This is a genomic window from Patescibacteria group bacterium (genome assembly GCA_041645165.1).
Taxonomy (GTDB): Bacteria; Patescibacteriota; Patescibacteriia; order 2-02-FULL-49-11; family 2-02-FULL-49-11; genus 2-02-FULL-49-11.
Genome location: JBAZQN010000011.1, coordinates 28,407 through 46,909, shown reverse-complemented (window position 1 = coordinate 46,909; position 18,503 = coordinate 28,407). Strand labels below are relative to the sequence as shown.

Below are 18,503 nucleotides of genomic sequence, written 5' to 3'. Positions count from 1 at the left end.
ATCAAAATGTAAATCTCAAAATGCAAAATGAGAATACAAAATTTATAAATTTTGATCTATCATTTTGATTTTTGATTTTTGATTTTTGCATTATGACAATGCCATGCAATAGTTCTCCTCAATCCTTCCTCTAAATTCACCTTCGGCTTCCATCCTAGCACTTTTTTCGCTTTTTTCCAATCTAGCACGCTGCGCATTTGCTCCCCCTGAATCGCAGGATTATGTGTGGCCTTCAAACGCGTCTGTATGTTTTTCGCCAACAACATATATACCGTATTTACCGATGATTCCTTCCCTGTTGCAATGTTGACCGTGCCCACAAAAGGTTTATACATTGCCTTCATAGCCGCATCTACTACATCGCCCACATATACGAAATCGCGCGTTTGTTTACCGCTCCCATTTATCGCGCAGGGCAATCCGCGTACGAGCCTTCCTGCAAAGATTGCCACCACGCCCGCCTCGCCGTCAGCACGCTGGCGCGGTCCATACACGTTGCCAAATCTCAAGCTCACATAGGGCATGCCTGCAACGTGCCAAAATTGATGGAGGTATTTATCTACCGCGAGCTTTGCCACCCCATATGGTGAAATGGGCGCCTCGGGTACTGTTTCGGGTGTGGGAATAATTGATGTGTCGCCGTAGACTGCGCCGCCAGTTGAGGTAAAGATAAATTTTTTCACCCCAACATCAGCAGCTGATTTAATCACGTTGAGCGATCCTAATATGTTCACACTCGCGTCAAAAAGCGGCTCTCTCAATGATTTTTTCACGTCCATTTGCGCTGCAAGATGAAAAACGTATACAGGTTTTATTGTTTTAAATAAATTATTAAGTTTAGGGTTTCTGACATCCAACCTAATCAGCTTAGCTATTTTGTGCACGTTTGCCCGCTTGCCAGTAATAAGATTATCAATCACCGTTACCTGAAATCCACGCCCAATCAGCGCATCCACAACATGCGATCCGATAAACCCCGCTCCGCCGGTGACAATTATTTCCATAAATTTTAAATTTTATTCTTTGATCTTGAGTGTATCCCCCTCTTCCTTCAGTATCTGCACTTTTTGTGATGCTAAAAATTCAGCTAAATTTACTATCTTCTCCGCCAATAATTGTATCTCTTTTTCTTCTTCTTCTTCTGCTCCTGTTAGTATAGGATAAAACTTTGGAAGACTTAGAAGCCTGCTATGCTCTTTTGCCAATTCGGCACGAAGCCTTTCAATAATAATCTCCATTTCTTCAACACTTGACAACCAGACTTTATCGGATTTATACGATTCTACCTTTTTTAAAACATCATAAATATTACCTATGGAAAAAACAACAATGTCATTTGGATTTGAGTCTAATAATTTCATAACATATTGTAATGTGGGGTATAAACCTATTTCGTCAGATGGATCTACCTTAAACTTTATTAATTTCTTCAATTCTGCCATATTTCTTTCCATATTATCTTCCACTTTTCTACATAGTTCACCTGATGAACTACCTTGCTGACAAACAAAGTGAATCACTGGTTTTTCCAGCTCTTTTTTTTCTATGTCTTCCTCGTAAGTTCCGCCGTCTGGAATCTCTTGCTTAGACATAAATCTATTTTAACCTCTTCTTTAATTGATTAACCTTATCCGTCTTTTCCCATGTAAACGTAGGTTCCAAGCGGCCGAAGTGGCCGTAGGCAGCGGTTTTGAGGTATATGGGACGGCGAAGTTTGAGATGCTTGATAATCCCCGCGGGATCCAAGGGAAACACTTCGCGCACTGCCATTGCGAGTTTCTCATCAGGCACTTTTCCTGTTCCTTTGGTATCCACGAGTATGCTCACCGGGTCTTTTACCCCTATCACATAGGCCAACTGCACTTCACAGCGGTCCGCGAGCCGTGCGGCTACGATATTCTTGGCAACGTAACGCGCCATATAGGAAGCGGAGCGATCCACCTTGGAAGGGTCTTTGCCCGAGAAGCAACCGCCGCCGTGCGCCCCGTGCCCGCCGTAGGTGTCCACGATGATTTTTCTTCCGGTGAGACCGGTATCGCCCGCAGGGCCTCCAATCACGAATTTTCCCGTGGCATTTACAAATACTTGCGTTTTTCGGTCAAACAATTTCCCGCATACAGGCTTAATGACTTTCTGCACCACATCATTCTGCACGGTAAACTCATCCACCTCGGGATTGTGCTGCGCCGCAATGACAACCGAGGCAAGTCGCACTGCTTTACCATTGACATATTCAACCGCCACCTCTGTCTTGCCGTCAGGCCGCAAATAGGGAAGCACTCCTTCCTTCCTCACCTGCGCCAAGCGGCGCGCGAGCTTGTGCGCGAGCATGATAGGAAGGGGCATAAGCTCTTTTGTTTCCCTGATGGCATATCCAAACATCAACCCTTGGTCGCCGGCGCCTTTCACTTCCCTGGCGCCTTCTCCTTTTTTCCCTTCGCCGTCCACCACGCCTTGCGCGATATCTGGGCTTTGCTCATGTATGGAGGTAATCACGCCGCAAGAATCAGCATCGAATCCGTAGGCAGGATCGTTGTAGCCGATATCACGGATAACTTTGCGCGCGATGCCGGGGACATCTACATACGTGGTCGTCGTGATTTCTCCCGCGACCACCAACAGCCCGGTCGTAGTCAAACATTCGCACGCCACGCGCGCATAGGGATCATTTTTATAAATCGCGTCGAGCACGGCGTCAGACACCTGGTCGCAGACTTTGTCCGGATGCCCCTCGGTTACTGATTCTGAAGTAAAGATATAATGTTTTGACTTTTGCATATTGAATAAACTCTAAATTCTAAGCTCTAAACTCTAAACATGGTTCGACTCGGCTCACCATGACAACCGCTTTGTCACCCTGAGCCGAGTCGATGGGGTGTTTAGGGTTTAGGGTTTCGGATTTAGAACTTCGATTTATATTTTCCTTCTACTCTCTTTCAATATCATACACATGCGTCATGGAGCGCATATATTCGACTGTTTGGCTCAATCCCTCCTCCAGCGCCACCATGGGCCACCAGCTTAATTCATTGCGCGCAACCCCAATATCAGGGGTAAGCTGGCGGGAGGTATAGGGCAAGTGCGGTTGATATTCAATGATAGATGTAGACTTCGCAAGGCGCACTATCATCTCTGCGACTTCACGGATCGGTTTTGGGTCATCGCTTCCCAGATTCACCGGCTGATTCATATTCGCCTCCATCGCTTTCAATATGCCATCGATCATGTCGGTGACATAACAAAATGTCGAAATCGCATTTTTATCTCCATTGATCACCAACGGCTCGTTCCTGAATGCCGCCCGTATAAGATCAGGAATTAAACGGCCGTCATTGAGCTTCATCCGCGGCCCGAACGTATTGAAAATCCTCACAATTACCACCTCCATGCTGTAGGTATTCCGGTAATTGGCGCAGATCGCTTCGGCAAAACGCTTTCCCTCATTATACGCCGAACGAGGCCCGACAGGGTCGACGTACCCCCACCACTTCTCCGGCACCGGGGCATTTTCGCTCGGTTCGCCATAGACCGCACTCGAGGAGGTGAACAGGAATCTTGCCTTATGCTGCTGTGCCAAGTCAAGCATATTTTTAGTGGCATAGGCATTGGCATTAAGCGTCTCAATCGGTATGCGGTTATATTCTTTTGGCGAGGTCGGGCATGCGAGGTGATAGACCTGCTGGATTCCTTGAACCGCTGCTTTAAATTTTTTAAGCTCTGGCAATACCCGCACATCAATGGGCACGGTCAGATCATGGCGGATAAATTCAAAATGAGGGTCAGAAAGGAAGGTGTCGATATTTCGTTCGTCTCCGGTGATAAAATTATCTATGCCGATCACGTTCGCGCTTTTGAGAAGCATCTCGACAAGATGCGATCCCAAAAACCCTGCCGCGCCGGTCACAATAATATTTGGCCTCCCTGAAACGTAAAATACGGACATATAAATAAAGTTAAAATCCAAAAATCAAAAATCAAAATGATGGTATTACGTCCCGCTAATGCGGGACTCCATAATTTTGAGTTTTGAATTTTACATTTTGATTTTCAATTACCTCACTGCCCGCTGGCCACGTTTACTCCGCCGCGATAACTAGACGCAAAAGAAAAAAATTGGGTCATGAGTGAACCATAAGAATTAAATACCCTCACCTGCGGTCCCCCACCCGTCCCTGCGCCTACAATTATTTCATCACGGCGGTCCTGATTCACATCGCCGCTTGCGACCTGTACTCCCCCTTTAAACGCCCGCGCAAATGCGAAAAATTGCATCAAAACGCCGCCATCCTGATTGATGATCCTCACCTGCGGACCTCCGCCTGGTCCCGCGCCCACGACAATCTCTTTTTTGTTATCACCTTCTAAATCGATAGTGGCTACAGAAACACCTCCCGCGAAAGATTCAGGGAACACAATGAGTTCTCGCTTCAAAATCCCTTTCCAGGTAAACACCCGCACTGCTGCAGACCTGCCCTGGCCAGAACCCACAATAATTTCATCCACACCATCGCCATCCATATCGCCAGTCGCGACACTCGTCCCATACCGCGTACTTTCCTCAAAAGCGAAAAATTGGCTCTTCAGCCTCCCATCAAAAGAAAAAATCCTTATATGCGGCCCGCCGCCGGGCATGGGAGCGGTCACGATTTCCTTATACCCGTCACCGTCCACATCGCCTGCGGCGACGCTGAATCCCCGCAGATAGGTCGGGTTATACGCATAAAAGGATGACTTAAGGACACCTTGGAGCGAAAAAATATTCACCTGCGGCGCGCCGCCTTTCCCTACCCCTGTCACCACATCAAGCTCACGGTCACCGTCTAGGTCAGCGGCCGCAATGTTGACGGCGATGCGTGATGCCTTATTGTAGGCGTAAAAACTTTTTATAAGCTCTGTCTTATTATTATAAACCTTTACCTCAGGCGCTTCCACTGACTTTTGTGCCACAATGATAAATGAGGGGGCAGGACCTGATGAAATCTTGGGATAATCCTCTCTAGACCCAGGGGTGGTCGCTATCGCTTTTTCAAGCGATGCATACATATCCACCCTTCCGCGCCCCAAAAGGCCGCCGATTTCCGGATTATTATTATCAATATCCTGCGCCTGTTCTTTTATGATATCCTGAACCTGACTCAGAGTAAAAGTAGGTTTTATGGACCAAATAAGGGCCGCAAGACCGGAGACCTGCGGCACCGCCACAGACGTGCCTGTCCACCAGCCCGAGTAAGGTTCATCATAACCCATGATCGATGGCCTAAACACCACCGTAGAATACACAGACATGCCCGGTGCTGCCACGTCCACGCAGCGCCTGCCATAATTTGAAAAATTTGCGCGCCGGTCCGCCAAATCGACTGAGGTCACGCCAAATACCCAATTCTCCCCATTCGTGCCTGACTGGCATACGGGGTACGCAGGGGTCACGTCAAGATTGATGCCTTCTCTCACTTCATTACCGGCCGCGGCGACTATGAGAATGCCTGCTTTCCATGCATCAGAAATCGCCTGGGTCATAGTCACGCTGGAATCATGTCCGACGAAGCTCAAGTTGATAATACGTGCGCCGTTTGCCCTCGCATAATTGATGGCGGCCGCTACCTGATCAGTGCGCCCTTCACCGACGCCATCAAGCACTCTCAACGCCATGATTTTCGTCTTCCATGCGATGCCTGCGATGCCCATGCTGTTGTTTCCCCGCGCGGCAAGCACTCCTGCCACTATAGTGCCGTGATTAATTCCTAATTTTGAATACGGCTCGGTAAACTTCGGGCTAGGATCTGATGTGTTGGTGATAAAATCCCAACCGTTCACATCGTCCACATAACCGTTGACGTCGTCATCAACGTGATTACCCGGTATTTCCCGGTAATTAACCCAAATATTGTCCTTCAAATCCGGATGAGCGATGTCAATGCCGGAATCAATGACCGCGGCAATAATGCTCTCTGCGCCCGTGCTCCTCGCCCATGCTTCAGGCGCATTGATTCGTTGCAAATATTCCTGTTTAAAAAAATCAGGATCATTGGGGACCACGGTACCCGTCGCTTGCGTCCGCGTGACGGATGAAGTGATTTCCGCAATTGCTGCCATGCGGATGACCCCCTCCTGCTCGTCATGCATTAAACTTGATTGCGATGTGCCTGACCCATCAATGCCGATGCAAATGGTAAAAACAAAAAAGCAGGCTATTATTTTTAATTTTATTTTATGAACCATAAAAATCGCCATAAAGCTATTGGCTGCCCTTTTCCGCCTGTTCAATTTCCGCGAGAAATGATTCTACGTCAGCTTTCATGTCGGGTTTAAGCTCAAGCATTTTGGCCGCAATGGCGCGCGCGCGCGGGTAATCCCCTGCTGATTTGTATGCGGCAGCCAGTTTCGCGATATATTCCGCATTGGTGGGATAACGGCTCGCCAACACTTCATATACGCCTGCAAGGCGCGCATATTCGCTAAGGGATGCATAGCCTTGCGTAAGGCGCATAAGATCAATGTCGGCAAGGTTTTCTCTCTGCGCATAGCCCATTCCCATGCCTTCGAGGATCTCATATTCCTTCCGCTCGTCGTCTTTCCGGTTAGCAAGGCGGTATGCCACCGACAGGTTCCAGTGCGATTCAACCACTGCAGGGTTTAAATCAACTGCAGTTTTAAAATAATCCGCCGCTTTTTCATACTCTCCCCTCCCCGCTGCGCCTTGACCGAGGAGGTAATACGTTTGCGGCCTTGTGGGAGTAAGCGCAAGCGCTTCCTTGCCTACGCGCTCTATTAAGCCTAATCGATCTGACTGATACTTGCCCCCCGCATAATATAAATTCATGAGGTATAAATAAAGCTGTGCATCCTTGGGAGAAACTTCAATATTTTTCAAAACTTCATCAATCGCATCGTTAAAGGTATTTGCCGCAATTTCATCAGTCACTGAACCCGTGCCTGCCCTTATATCGAGCGCGTGTTCGGCAAGCTTTAACCGAATCTCGCCTGCCTGATACGTGTCTCTCCCGATCACTTTCTTAAACTTATCAGTCGCTTCTGCGCCCCTTCCTTCCATCCTCATACGCATCGCATCCAGCCCCTCGCGATTCACTGACGCAGGCAAATAGTTAAAATGGTACCATGTAAATATTAACACGATAATCGTTGCCACTGCGGGAGCTGCTCCCGATTTCGGCATGCCAGAGGGTACGATCGCGCCTTGCGTTGAGTACGGGATCCTGCTGCTCACTGCATCTAAAAATCCGAATACCAACATGAGAGGGATATAGGTAGCGAGAATGTCAAACACAAAAAGATTCTGGAGAAGGTGCGCGATAAGGAGGCTTGCAAATAACACGCCTGTCACGGAGGATTCGAGTTCTTCACGCCGCGCGCATTGCCACGCCGCGCGAAGCGCCATGCCAAACATTAAAAAGTAAGCAAGGAGACCGACTATGCCAGAAGTAAGCGCAATATCAAAAATGACATTATGCGCCCTATCAAACCACACCTGTGAACCGGCATCCCGATAAATAAGCGGATTGAAATAACGGTTGAACGCGATATTATAATTCTCATAGCCGTATCCCAAGAGCGGACGGTCGCGCAGGCCTTTCAGCGAAGATTCCCAGGTGAGCAACCGGGACTGCGTGGTTATATCTGAAAAGGATATGGAAGCTATGCGTCTCAGAGTCGGGCTCTGCTGCACCCAGGGCGCATCGCGCTTTACAAAAATACTTGCAGTGATGCCGATAACAACCATCACGGCAGCAATAGTCGCTAATCGTATTGCTCTTTTACGTGTTCGCGCGCGGAATGCAAGTACGCAGCCCATAAGAGAGGTGACGATAATTCCTGCAATCAGTGCGCCGCGCGTGCCGGTATTATATGTCACGTACCACAAAAACACATACGCGATCCCCGCGGTGATCTGCCACACGATATGACGGGGGGTCAGCGCGAACCAAAGCGCTATGAAGGTATGCATAAGGAGGTACCCGGCAAGGAACGATGCATTGCCGATAGTCGCCGATAGCCTGGTGTCGCCTGAATGCAATACCCAACTCACGCCCATACGCTGGCCGATGCCATAGAGCGACACAAGGATAGCAACGATTAGGCTGCCCGCAAAAAAATATTCCCAGAGCTTCTTGGTCCTTAAAGTCTGCGCACATAAGAATCCGTACACAAATACATGCATCAGTGTCAGGAGCCCTTCGCCGCGTTCGATGTTCCCCCAAAAACTGCGATAGAGATTTTCTCCAAACAAACTCGCGATCACCGCAACTGTAAAATATCCGGCAATCGCTTTCATGACCGGCGTAAAGCGCGGACGGTAACCGGGTACTTTAAATGCGAGGATCGCGTAGCATGCGGCGGCCACTTCCACCCAGCTGCGGAACCAAAAAGTCTTCGTCGAGATAAAGGGGAAAATAAATGAAGAATGCACCAACAGCGGCGTCACCAAACACAGCGCAAGCGGTATGAGAACCCCCCACGCAAGAGGATGAAGCACGGCCTTATCGTGTGGCAATTTTTGAGTCATACCCCGTATATCAACATCCAACGCCAAACGCGGCTGGCATGGTATAAATACCTAGAATGAATGCGACCTTGGAGTAGTGATGCATAATTATGATGGGAGAAAACGTTTGGCGATCGGTGAGGGAGGCCATAAAAATACCTATTAGCGCACTCATGCAGATTCCCTTATATTATCCATTCTCTGCGCTAATGTCTCTGCCTCCCTCTTGGATGTTGTATTGCGGGGCATAGGACAGTGCTACTATAATACCATAATCGCATGCACTTGAAAAACAATGGACAATGAGTCAGAATTAAGGTATTCTCATTTGTTCTATGACTTATTCTACCCACCGCTGGCGCACCCTAACGTTATTCGCAGGTGATATCGTCGTCCTGTATTCCGCCCTTTTTTTTACGCTCCTTATCCGCTATGGAAGCATTCCCAGCGCCGAACGGTGGCAGCAGCACTTCTTCCCTTTCTCTCTCGTCTTTATAATTTATTTAGTGAGTTTTGCCATTACTGGACTTTATCAGCTTTCGATTGCGCGCAATTCGAAAATCTTCTCAAGCGCTCTTATCCAGGCAATGGTTGGCGCTACCGCGCTTGCGGCCATATTTTTCTATGTCGTGCGTCCTGGCATTACCCCGCGCTTGAACCTCATACTATTTGTCGCACTTACCGCACTTTTAATTACACTCTGGCGGCGTTTGCTTAACCATATTTTGGGGACCGCGCTCCTTATCCGCACCCTCATCCTTGGATATTCCAAAGATGCTTTTGCTTTAAGCAGCACGCTTCAGCATAACCCCCAGCTCGGCTACCTTCTGGTATATTGGGTAATTAATTCTGATGAATGTTCGCTTGAGGAGACTGAACGGCTGCGCCGAATGGGCATGCCCGTAAAAACAACCGCTACGCTCGAAGAGATCGCGCCCCTCATCATGAACGAACGCGTCGAACTTATTGTCGCTGCCACGGATCAGCACATGAGCCCAACGCTTTTACAGGCGCTCTTTATGCATCGGAATTTAAGAACTCAAATCACTGATCTGCCCACCCTCTATGAAACAGCTACGGGAAAAGTGCCTGTCGAGAGCATTGGCGAACTGTGGTTCATGAAACATGCGACTGGCGCGCACAAACCGCTCTATGAGATATTCAAACGCACTTCCGATATTGTGCTCTCTCTTTTCTCGCTTATCGTGGCCGCGCCGCTTGCCCCTTTCATCTATGCTGCCATAAAGCTTGAATCTCCCGGATCAGGATTCTTCATGCAGCACCGCGTTGGTAAAAATGGCAAAGTGTTCCTTGCCATGAAATTCCGCTCCATGGATATACACGCGGAAAAAAACGGGCCGCAATGGGCGACCCAGGGCGATCCCCGCGTTACAAAAGTGGGTCGCTTCCTGCGGAAAACAAGGCTTGACGAGCTTCCCCAGCTTATCAATGTGCTCAAGGGGGATATGAGTTTCGTGGGTCCGCGGCCGGAAAGGCCGGAATTTGTGGAAGCATTAAGCGATAAAATCCCATTTTACAAAGAACGCCTGGTGGTTAAACCAGGGCTCACGGGATGGGATCAAATCTCGGGTACGTACCACAGTGCTTCGCCGGAAGATACCATGGAAAAATTGCAATATGACCTTTACTACATCAAGAACCGCTCGTTTGTCCTCGATACGGCAATTCTCCTGCGGACGATTAAAACCGTTCTCTCCGGCGCAGGACGATAAATTAAACTCTTCACGTTAGTGGCGCACACTGGCCCATGTGCTGGCGAAAAGTGGCTTCTACTGATAGGGCATAGAAGCTACTTCGCGCTACATGATACGCTACTTTACGCAATAGTATTAAAAAGCTGATACCATTAAAATATAATCGGCACGCTGCCCAGACGCTCCAAGAAGTGGACATTCGTATAGAGCAACCCTACCGCGAGCGCAATCACCGCGAGGCACGCATAAATCGTCCCGCGGTGCTGTATTTTTATATGGATGACAATGGTGAGCAAGAGCTGTACGATCATCCCGAGCGCAAACACCGCGAAAGTCCATAATGCCACGTTCATGAGCTTATTCAGGGAAAATGGCGTGGCGCCTTGGGTAAGCGTGACTTGGGTGGCTGCGGCGGCAAGCGCAGGCTCTCCCTGGGGGCTCTGCGTGGCCGCGCCAAGCGCGGCAGGCGCAAATTCGCGTTTTGTTCCCGCAAGATACGACGTGCCAAAATGCTGCACAATCAAACTCACCGTCCTCCCCTTCACCGTGCCCGTAGTCACCGCAATGCCGATTTCTTGATATTTTGGATTAAGTATATTTTCGCGGTGTTTCGGGCTCTCCATCCATGCCTGTACAACTTCTTCCGCTTCCCGAAAATCCATTGCGAGGTTTTCTCCGGCATACGTATATTCATACCCTGCCCGCTTGAAATCCTCCCACGGGCTTTCTCCTTTAGGATTCGTATGCGTGAAATAACCCATCTTCGCCATATCTTCCACTTTCAAGCCAGCAGACCGTTCAAGAAGCGGATTCACCGTCAAGGGTGCGATACCGATTTCCACCCGCGCCTGGTTGGTAAGATCTATCACCCGCTGGGCGGTTAGTGTAGAAAAATACGCTTCATTGGGAACGCTCAAGAAGAGCGTGAGCGTTAATCCCACTTTTGCCGCAATGAGAATAAACGAATAGCCGATTAACGCGTTGTGCCGCACCGCATGGGGCCTGAAGCCGTTTCGTTCATGAGGAATAAACCAATGGGCAACACGCTGCCACCAGGGATACGCGTTTCGATCCCTTAGCACGCTATTCTTCCCTCCTCCATTCCACCGCAAATGCCCGGGATGGAGTTTCCACAACCAACGCCACTCATCCCCTTTCTTATATTTTTGTAATATCCCCTTATCTAAAATAGGCATAAAAACCTATGAAGCGAGGGATGGGCGATTTTTGAGGCGGAAAGGCGCATCAAGCTGCTAGATCGCGACGCCGAATAAAATCGTCCCATCACGAGCATTTTTACACACAATAATTTCAAACTCTCTCTCCATACTGCTTTTTATAATACTTATCAAAATCCTTATTTTTTAATTTCTTCCACCAGATTGCATGTGTTTTATACCACTCCACGGTCTCCGCTAACGCCTCCTCAAACGACCATTTCGGCGCCCAGCCAAGCTCGCGCAATTTGTTCGAGTCTAAGGCATAGCGGTAATCATGCCCCGGACGGTCAGTCACATATTCTATCATCTCCTCGCCCACATGCAATAACTGCAGAAGACGCTTAGTGAGGTCAATATTGGCGATCTCATCGCCGGATCCGATATTATACACCTCGCCCAATTCCCCATAATGGAGGATGTGGTCAATGGCGCGGCAATGGTCTTCCACATAAATCCATTCGCGCACATTTTTTTCTCCGCCTTGGTACAAGGGTGCCTTCTTGCCTTCCAAGATATTGGTGATGAACAATGAAATAATTTTTTCCGGATACTGAAAGGGGCCAAAATTATTGCACGAGTGAGTGCGGATGACGGGCGCCTTATACGTCCTCCAATACGCCATCACCATGTGATCCCCTCCCGCCTTTGATGCCGAATAAGGGCTTGAAGGATTAAAACTGCTCTCTTCGCTGAATTTCCCCTGCGTGGTGCTGCCATACACCTCATCGGTGGAAATCTGGATAAAACGGGTCACGTTAAATTCTCTCACCGCTTCAAGGAGCGTGTAGGTGCCAATCACATCGGTGAATAAAAAATCGCGCGGTGCTTGGATCGAGCGGTCCACATGCGTTTCCGCGGCGTAATTTATCACCGCGTCTGGCTTAAAAGCCTCCATTGCGCCTCTTACCGCTTTCTCGTCTGCAATGTCTCCCTTGATGAATTGGTAGCGCTTATCGGTTTCAAGATCACGCACATTTTCCAAATTTCCCGCATAGGTCAATTTATCAAAATTCAATACTTCATACCCCGGATATTTCCCGAGGAGGTAATGAACAAAATTCGATCCCATGAATCCTGCTCCGCCTGTGACAAAAATGCGCATATACTTAAAAAGGATTATCAATCTTCAGTGCGCTCTTTAATTTATTACATACCTCATCCGGTATCTCAAACTCCCCCGGCGCCGGCGCGTCAAACGTGGGTCCGTGCCAGTCGGTGCCGCCGGTTATGATGAGATGCAACTCCTGCGCCAGCTTTTCATAGAATACGCGCGTTTCAAACGTATGCGCGGGAGTCCAAGCTTCTACTCCATCAATTCCTTGCGCGATCAATTCCTTAAGCGCACCACTTACCTCTTTTTCGGTCTTCGCAAATCTCCCCAATCCTATCTCACTCGAACCCGGATGGGCAAGTGACGCAATGCCGCCTGCGCGATGGATGAGCTCAATCGCCTGCTGGGATTTAAACGCGGTGGTCTCAGGCACATAGTCAAGTAAATACTTATCAAATGCAGGACGGAAATGCGGTTCCCACCCTTTGGCTACAATCGCGTGCGCGATGTGGGGCCTTCCCGGAATCCCCTGAATGGTTTTTAAGAGTGCTTCTGCGTCCAAGTGGCTTTTGCCGTCAGCGCGCAACCGTTCATTGGCGAGCCGCACCTTCTCATAAAATTGCACGCGCCGCCCTTCTTGCCGCCATACAAGCGCTTCTCGCAATTCCTTGTTCTGCCAGTCAATCCCGTAACCTAGTATGTGCACGTGGCCGCCATGAAGGTCAACCGTGAGCTCAATCGCGGGCAGCAGCCGCACTTGAAGCTCACGCGCGACAGCCACCGCTTCCTCAAGTCCTGCAACCGTATCATGGTCTGCAATGGCAAATAAGGCAAGATGCGCTTTTTCTGCGCGCTCCACCAGCTGCCGCGGCGTCTCCGTGCCGTCGGAGTGGAGCGAGTGGGTGTGGAGGTCGATCATTGGGGTATTAAGTATTACGTATCACGTATTACGGATTGACATTTCTTAATCAAGCCGTTCACTAATACGAAAACAACTAAGTTCCCTCTCTCCAACTCTGGAGATACCTCTCCTGTTTAGCAGTCAAGGTATCTATCCTGACTCCCATCGCCTTCAACTTCAATGTAGCAATGCGTTCGTCTATTTCTTGCGGCACATGGTACACCTTCGGCAGGAGCGTGCCCCGATGAAGCCAAAGGTATTCTGCTGATAAAGACTGATTGGCAAAGCTCATGTCCATGACTGCGGAAGGGTGCCCTTCGGCAGCGGCTAAATTGACAAGCCTGCCCTCTGCAATAAGATTGAGCCGCATGCCTGATTTTAATGTAAATTCAACTACGTTCTCCCTCACTGCCTTCTTCGCTTTCGTTATTTTCTCAAGGTCTTGGACGTCAATTTCCACATTGAAATGCCCCGTGTTCGCAAGGATCGCCCCGTCTTTCATGCGCAGCATGTGCTCTTTGCGCACCACGCTCACATCGCCGGTCGCGGTTACAAAAATGTCTCCTTCCGCCGCCACTGCTGCCATGGATTTCACTTCATATCCGTCCATCACCGCTTCAATCGCGGCAACCGGATCCACTTCCGTCACCACCACGCGGGCACCCATGCCGCGCGCGCGCATGGCAAGCCCCCTTCCGCACCATCCATATCCCGCAACCACAAAAACCTTGCCTGCGAGGAGCACGTTAGTCGCGCGCACAATGCCGTCCACGGTAGATTGCCCGGTGCCATATCGGTTATCAAAAAAATGCTTGGTTTTGGCATCATTCACGTCAATGACCGGCACGCGTAGCTTTCCCTCTTTCTCCATGGCGCGCAGCCGTATCACCCCGGTTGTCGTTTCCTCGCACGAGCCGGCAACCTGTTTCAGCTGCGACTTGCGTTTCGTATGGAGAAGGTAGATAAGGTCGCCCCCATCGTCCATGGTGATTTGAGGATGATGGTCAAGCGCCGCCACCAGATGGCGATAGAATGATGCGCGATCCTCCCCCCGTTTGGCAAACACCGGCATCCCCTCTTTCACAAGCGCTGCCGCCACATCATCTTGGGTCGAGAGCGGATTGGAAGCGCAGAGGAGCACTTCAGCGCCGCCCGCGCGCAATGTTTTCATTAAATTAGCAGTTTCCGCAGTCACATGCAGGCACGCGGAAACACGCACGCCTTTCAAAGGCTGCTCTTTTTGGAAACGCGACGCGATCAGCTTCAATACGGGCATTTCGCGGGAAGCCCATTCAATGCGGCGTTTCCCTTGAGGCGCGAACGATATATCCTTTATATGAGAATGCATATTAAAATATTAATAGTACAAAGGTTTCGTATCACGTATTTCGTATTACGTATTATGCACTTCAACTCCCTAATACCTGATACATAATGCCTAATACCTCATGTGACTGATTTTAATTTTTTATAAATCGACTCCAAATCTTCCGCGGGCGGATTGTGCACGATGGTATGGATGGACCCTCCGCCGTCGCCCTGCCACCGGGGGATTATGTGGATATGCAGATGCCCTATAGTCTGCCCTCCTGCTTCACCATGATTCCATCCGATATTAAAGCCGTCAGGTTTGAGGGCTGATTCTATAATATGGGTGACGCGCTGCACCGCCACGATGAGCGGAGAAAGCGCATGCGAGGGTAAGGTCGTCACCGTAGGCGTGTGGGTTTTCGAAACAAGCACGGTGTGCCCCGCAGACAAGGGATGAATGTCGAGGAATGCAATCGTCTCGCTATCCTCGTGCACCACTTTCGATTGGATTTCGTGTGTGCCGATTTTGCAAAAAAGACAGTCGGGCATAGGCATTGATTAAATCCCAATGTCCAAATCCCAATTTCCAATAAAACTCAAAATCCAAATAACCAATTTGAAATATTGGGATTTGGGATTTTATTGGTCATTGGGTATTGGGGTTTGGGGCTTATAAAATAATATTACTGAAAAATTTTAACAATATCATTTTACTATACCTTGTATTAACTCCTCCTGAGAATATTCAACTTGCTCATCTTTCAGTTCCGGGTCATAAGCAGGTTCGGGAAAATTAATCATCCATGCCTCCTCCTTCGTGGCGCTTTCAAAACCTGTCGCCACATTTACGGGTATATGGAGTGTATCGCCCTGGGCGCTGTCGAGCACGTATTCGGTACGGCGCCATCCTTGCCCATGTATCGCATAAAGTACTACATGCATTTTACCGCGCACTGCCGCATAGTTGGTCTCCCGCACCCTATGGAGGTGATACCCTTTAAATGATTCAGGGAACACCGAGGTGAGGTACGCTTTCGTAAACCTCCCCTCCTTTAATAATTCCATTAAAAAGCCATTCTCTTTGTCATTTTGGCCATACGTGGCTACTCGCTTCATCTGCCCTCCTTTCACCTCCCCCATGATTCCCTCCTTAGTAAGGAGAAGAGGAGGGGTGGTCTCTATTGGAATATTTTTCAAATTCCCATGAAGGAGTATGGGATTCATTACCTCAATTTCATCACGGTAAGGCGCTTCAGGCAAAGGCTGCAAAAGATAGATTGGCTTATGGAGCACATGTGCAAATCCCATTTCCATTAACACGCCTCCTCCGATATAGCCCGGGGTCCCTCTTTTTTCATAATTCAATACCACCAGCGCATCTGTGCGCTTCATATGCTCATAATGCTTCCGCATGAGATCATACTCGCGCATAAATTCCAGTTCCCCCTCTTTCCCCTTTTCCATCCCATGCTCAAGCCACAATTCATGGCTTAAAGGGCGAAGCACGTTATGCCCTGCACGCTCAAGCGCAAGGGCCGTCTCGGTCACCTCTTTGGCAAAACTCATGCTCGCGCACAGTACAATAGTCATACCTGTGAAGAATTTAGAATCTGCCCGATCATCCGATCGGGCATCCGGTCGAATGACCGGATGAATCTAACTGCTGTTATGTAGTATAAAGAAAATATCAAGGAGAAGCAAAGGAATCAGGGCTAAAACAGCGATATGCAAATCAAAGGAATTTGACACTAACCCTTCTTTGATAAACTCCAACACAAATCCTCCTAATGTGAAAACGCCGAGCGCACGGGTGAATTCGTGAAGTAAAATACTTGCCATAATTCATTTATCCGACTTATGTGTCTTATCCAACCTATCTGTCTTATCGCACAAACGACTTAAGCCATCTCTTAACCATGCCTAAGTTAAACGGCTGCTTATTAAATTTAAATGTCAATTCACGAAATTCAATTTCCTTGCCTGAATCCCCCAAACCGGGGGATGAGATAATAAAACGGATACGGCGACGCTCAAGCGGCAGCGCAGTTATATCAAAATGGACCTCCTGCGTTTGCCAATCATTGTGTACGGCACTGATAAGCGTTTCCATCTTCCATTGCCACTCGTAGAGCGAAGCTCTCACCCCGAGCGACAACGTTTGGCTCCTGGGTTTTTTATATACCGCGCTCACGGTCACTGCATCATATGACTGCGGCAGGCGCACATCTACGTACACCGGATCTATCACCATGCGTTGGTAACAAAAATCTTCTGTCTTTTCTATAGCAAGCACTCTTCCCAGCGGCGAGAGTTCAGAGACATACGGGGAAGGCCTGCAAAAATCATATTTTATATCTCGTGCCCCAGAAGGATTCAAATCGCGGATAAAAAAATAAAGAAAAAATAGGATGATAACACTTAAGAAAATCTTCCTCGTCACAATTATTACCACTTTGGATTTTGAATTTGGGATTTGGAATTTCATTGGTCATTGTCCCGCACCTTGATTCTATTTTCTTAAGGTAAGCGGGATCCCGCTGAGGCGGGAGGATTTGGTCATTGAGATTTTACATTAAAAATTCCCCGTCCTTATAAATCACTTTCTTCTTCCCGCCTTTGAGCACCGCAGTCACCACTCTTTTCGTCGTGCTCACCACATCGGTATGAATCGCTGATTCGTTATATCCGAGCGCCCGCCACGCGGCTTTCGAAAGATTGGCCGCATTGCCGGGATAGGAATCCTTATATGCCTTCCCGAGCGCAATGTGCATATTGCCATACCTGCCGCCCCTGTTCTCGTCATACAATGTCTCTGCCATAAATTTTGTGATGCGGGACATCCTGCGGTCGGTTAGCGAAAACTCGCCTACCCTTTTCGCGCCGCGGTCAGTCCGGATCATTTCCCTCAACAATTTTCCATTCTTCTGCGCACGCGCACTCACCACTTCGCCATTTTTGAAAACCAAAGAAACGCCTTCCATGAGGTTCCCATAGCGGTACAATGGCTGATTAAACCGTATGGTGCCCTCAACCCCTCTCCAATCGGGTGAAATGAACAATTCAAAGCTGGGAATATTCCTTCCGCTCCCTCCAAGCCACCGTCTCCCCTTCCCCAGACGGACGCTTAAATCAACTCCTTCGCCTTTCACCTCAAGCGATTCAATGCGCAAACGATTGAGCGCGCGTTGCGTCTTTTCCACCTTCAAAAATACCTTTTTCCATTGCGCCACAGGATCCGCATAATCGAGGAAACAGGCTTTGATAATCTGTCGCCAGTATTCCTTTGTGCTCATATGCGCCTCTCGCGCCATTGCCTCGGTGCCGTAAAGGCCGATGGTCCAGGTAAATCTGCCTTTATTCTCCTTGTCTTCCCGCCAGAGCTGATAGGGTTTCAGAGAAAGATGGCGCAGCATTATTTTTTTCGGAGGTATGCCTTCCAACTCATGCATATCGCTCTCCGCCGCCACGAATACCGAATGGTCTATCTGGTCTATAAGCCCGCGGTAGTATTGTGTGGGAAACGCGCGCAACTGCTCCGGAGATGCGAGCTTATAATAATCGCGGGCAACGTCATCCGGCGCATACTGTGAAATAAAGGTTCCTCCCGCACGCAGCACCTCATTCCTCAACGCCACATAGAGAGGCTTGGCTGATTCCGAAACCTGCAAAAGCACAACATCCCCCTTCTTGATGCCTTTGCCTGAATTGAGCGCGAAACGTATAAGGACTTTAGCGTACTTTTCTAATATATGCCGAGGGGGTATGAACATATTTATAATTGTAGCGTCGGAGCTTGCCTGCCCCG

General features: G+C 48.8%; 16 protein-coding genes. 1 reads left to right on the top strand and 15 read right to left on the bottom strand.

All coding sequences use genetic code 11. From position 1 onward, the window contains the following. Positions 1 to 59: 59 nt before the first annotated feature. From WC659_04930 to WC659_04905, 6 genes are all read right to left on the bottom strand, one after another. Positions 60 to 1,004 (bottom strand): NAD-dependent epimerase/dehydratase family protein, encoded by a 945-nt coding sequence (locus WC659_04930; GenBank protein MFA4873250.1) that lies wholly within the window; start codon positions 1,002 to 1,004, stop codon positions 60 to 62. A 12-nt stretch (positions 1,005 to 1,016) separates the two neighbouring features. Then, positions 1,017 to 1,592: a hypothetical protein gene (locus tag WC659_04925; protein ID MFA4873249.1), complete on the bottom strand. Its 576-nt coding sequence runs from the start codon at positions 1,590 to 1,592 to the stop codon at positions 1,017 to 1,019. 4 nt (positions 1,593 to 1,596) lie between these two features. After that, positions 1,597 to 2,778, bottom strand: a complete 1,182-nt coding sequence (gene metK, locus WC659_04920; GenBank protein ID MFA4873248.1) for a methionine adenosyltransferase — start codon at positions 2,776 to 2,778, stop codon at positions 1,597 to 1,599. A 148-nt stretch (positions 2,779 to 2,926) separates the two neighbouring features. Continuing rightward, positions 2,927 to 3,943 (bottom strand): NAD-dependent epimerase/dehydratase family protein, encoded by a 1,017-nt coding sequence (locus WC659_04915; GenBank protein MFA4873247.1) that lies wholly within the window; start codon positions 3,941 to 3,943, stop codon positions 2,927 to 2,929. A 113-nt stretch (positions 3,944 to 4,056) separates the two neighbouring features. Continuing rightward, on the bottom strand, positions 4,057 to 6,219 hold the full coding sequence (locus tag WC659_04910; protein ID MFA4873246.1) for a S8 family serine peptidase: 2,163 nt from the start codon (positions 6,217 to 6,219) through the stop codon (positions 4,057 to 4,059). Between the two features lie 16 nt (positions 6,220 to 6,235). After that, complete coding sequence (locus WC659_04905) at positions 6,236 to 8,521, bottom strand: O-antigen ligase family protein (protein ID MFA4873245.1); 2,286 nt, start codon at positions 8,519 to 8,521, stop codon at positions 6,236 to 6,238. A 314-nt stretch (positions 8,522 to 8,835) separates the two neighbouring features. Here WC659_04905 and WC659_04900 point away from each other — a divergent pair, with 314 nt between their 5' ends. Beyond that, positions 8,836 to 10,233 carry a sugar transferase gene (locus WC659_04900; protein MFA4873244.1) on the top strand — a complete coding sequence of 466 codons (1,398 nt, stop codon included), beginning with the start codon at positions 8,836 to 8,838 and terminating at the stop codon, positions 10,231 to 10,233. 134 nt (positions 10,234 to 10,367) lie between these two features. On the opposite strand, the gene WC659_04895 is transcribed toward WC659_04900, so the two are convergent. The 9 genes from WC659_04895 to WC659_04855 all read right to left on the bottom strand — a co-directional run bounded on the left by WC659_04895 (position 10,368) and on the right by WC659_04855 (position 18,468). Then, a complete protein-coding gene (locus WC659_04895; GenBank protein ID MFA4873243.1) occupies positions 10,368 to 11,411 on the bottom strand; it encodes a CAP domain-containing protein in 1,044 nt (347 codons plus the stop codon). Between the two features lie 115 nt (positions 11,412 to 11,526). Then, a complete protein-coding gene (gene rfbB / locus WC659_04890) occupies positions 11,527 to 12,537 on the bottom strand; it encodes a dTDP-glucose 4,6-dehydratase (GenBank protein ID MFA4873242.1) in 1,011 nt (336 codons plus the stop codon). Between the two features lie 4 nt (positions 12,538 to 12,541). Next, a complete protein-coding gene (locus tag WC659_04885) occupies positions 12,542 to 13,405 on the bottom strand; it encodes a PHP domain-containing protein (GenBank protein ID MFA4873241.1) in 864 nt (287 codons plus the stop codon). Positions 13,406 to 13,481: 76 nt separating this feature from the next. Further along, entirely contained in the window at positions 13,482 to 14,735 is a 1,254-nt protein-coding gene (locus tag WC659_04880; GenBank protein MFA4873240.1) for an adenosylhomocysteinase, read from the bottom strand. Between the two features lie 98 nt (positions 14,736 to 14,833). Beyond that, positions 14,834 to 15,247, bottom strand: coding sequence for an HIT family protein (locus tag WC659_04875; GenBank protein MFA4873239.1), 414 nt, complete (start codon positions 15,245 to 15,247; stop codon positions 14,834 to 14,836). Between the two features lie 156 nt (positions 15,248 to 15,403). After that, positions 15,404 to 16,288: a hypothetical protein gene (locus WC659_04870; GenBank protein ID MFA4873238.1), complete on the bottom strand. Its 885-nt coding sequence runs from the start codon at positions 16,286 to 16,288 to the stop codon at positions 15,404 to 15,406. A 66-nt stretch (positions 16,289 to 16,354) separates the two neighbouring features. Continuing rightward, positions 16,355 to 16,537, bottom strand: coding sequence for a hypothetical protein (locus WC659_04865; protein ID MFA4873237.1), 183 nt, complete (start codon positions 16,535 to 16,537; stop codon positions 16,355 to 16,357). 43 nt (positions 16,538 to 16,580) lie between these two features. After that, positions 16,581 to 17,138 (bottom strand): hypothetical protein, encoded by a 558-nt coding sequence (locus WC659_04860; protein MFA4873236.1) that lies wholly within the window; start codon positions 17,136 to 17,138, stop codon positions 16,581 to 16,583. A 127-nt stretch (positions 17,139 to 17,265) separates the two neighbouring features. Then, the gene (locus WC659_04855) at positions 17,266 to 18,468 is read right to left on the bottom strand and encodes an aminopeptidase (GenBank protein ID MFA4873235.1); all 1,203 of its coding nucleotides are present in this window, start codon (positions 18,466 to 18,468) and stop codon (positions 17,266 to 17,268) included. Between the last annotated feature and the right edge of the window lie 35 nt (positions 18,469 to 18,503).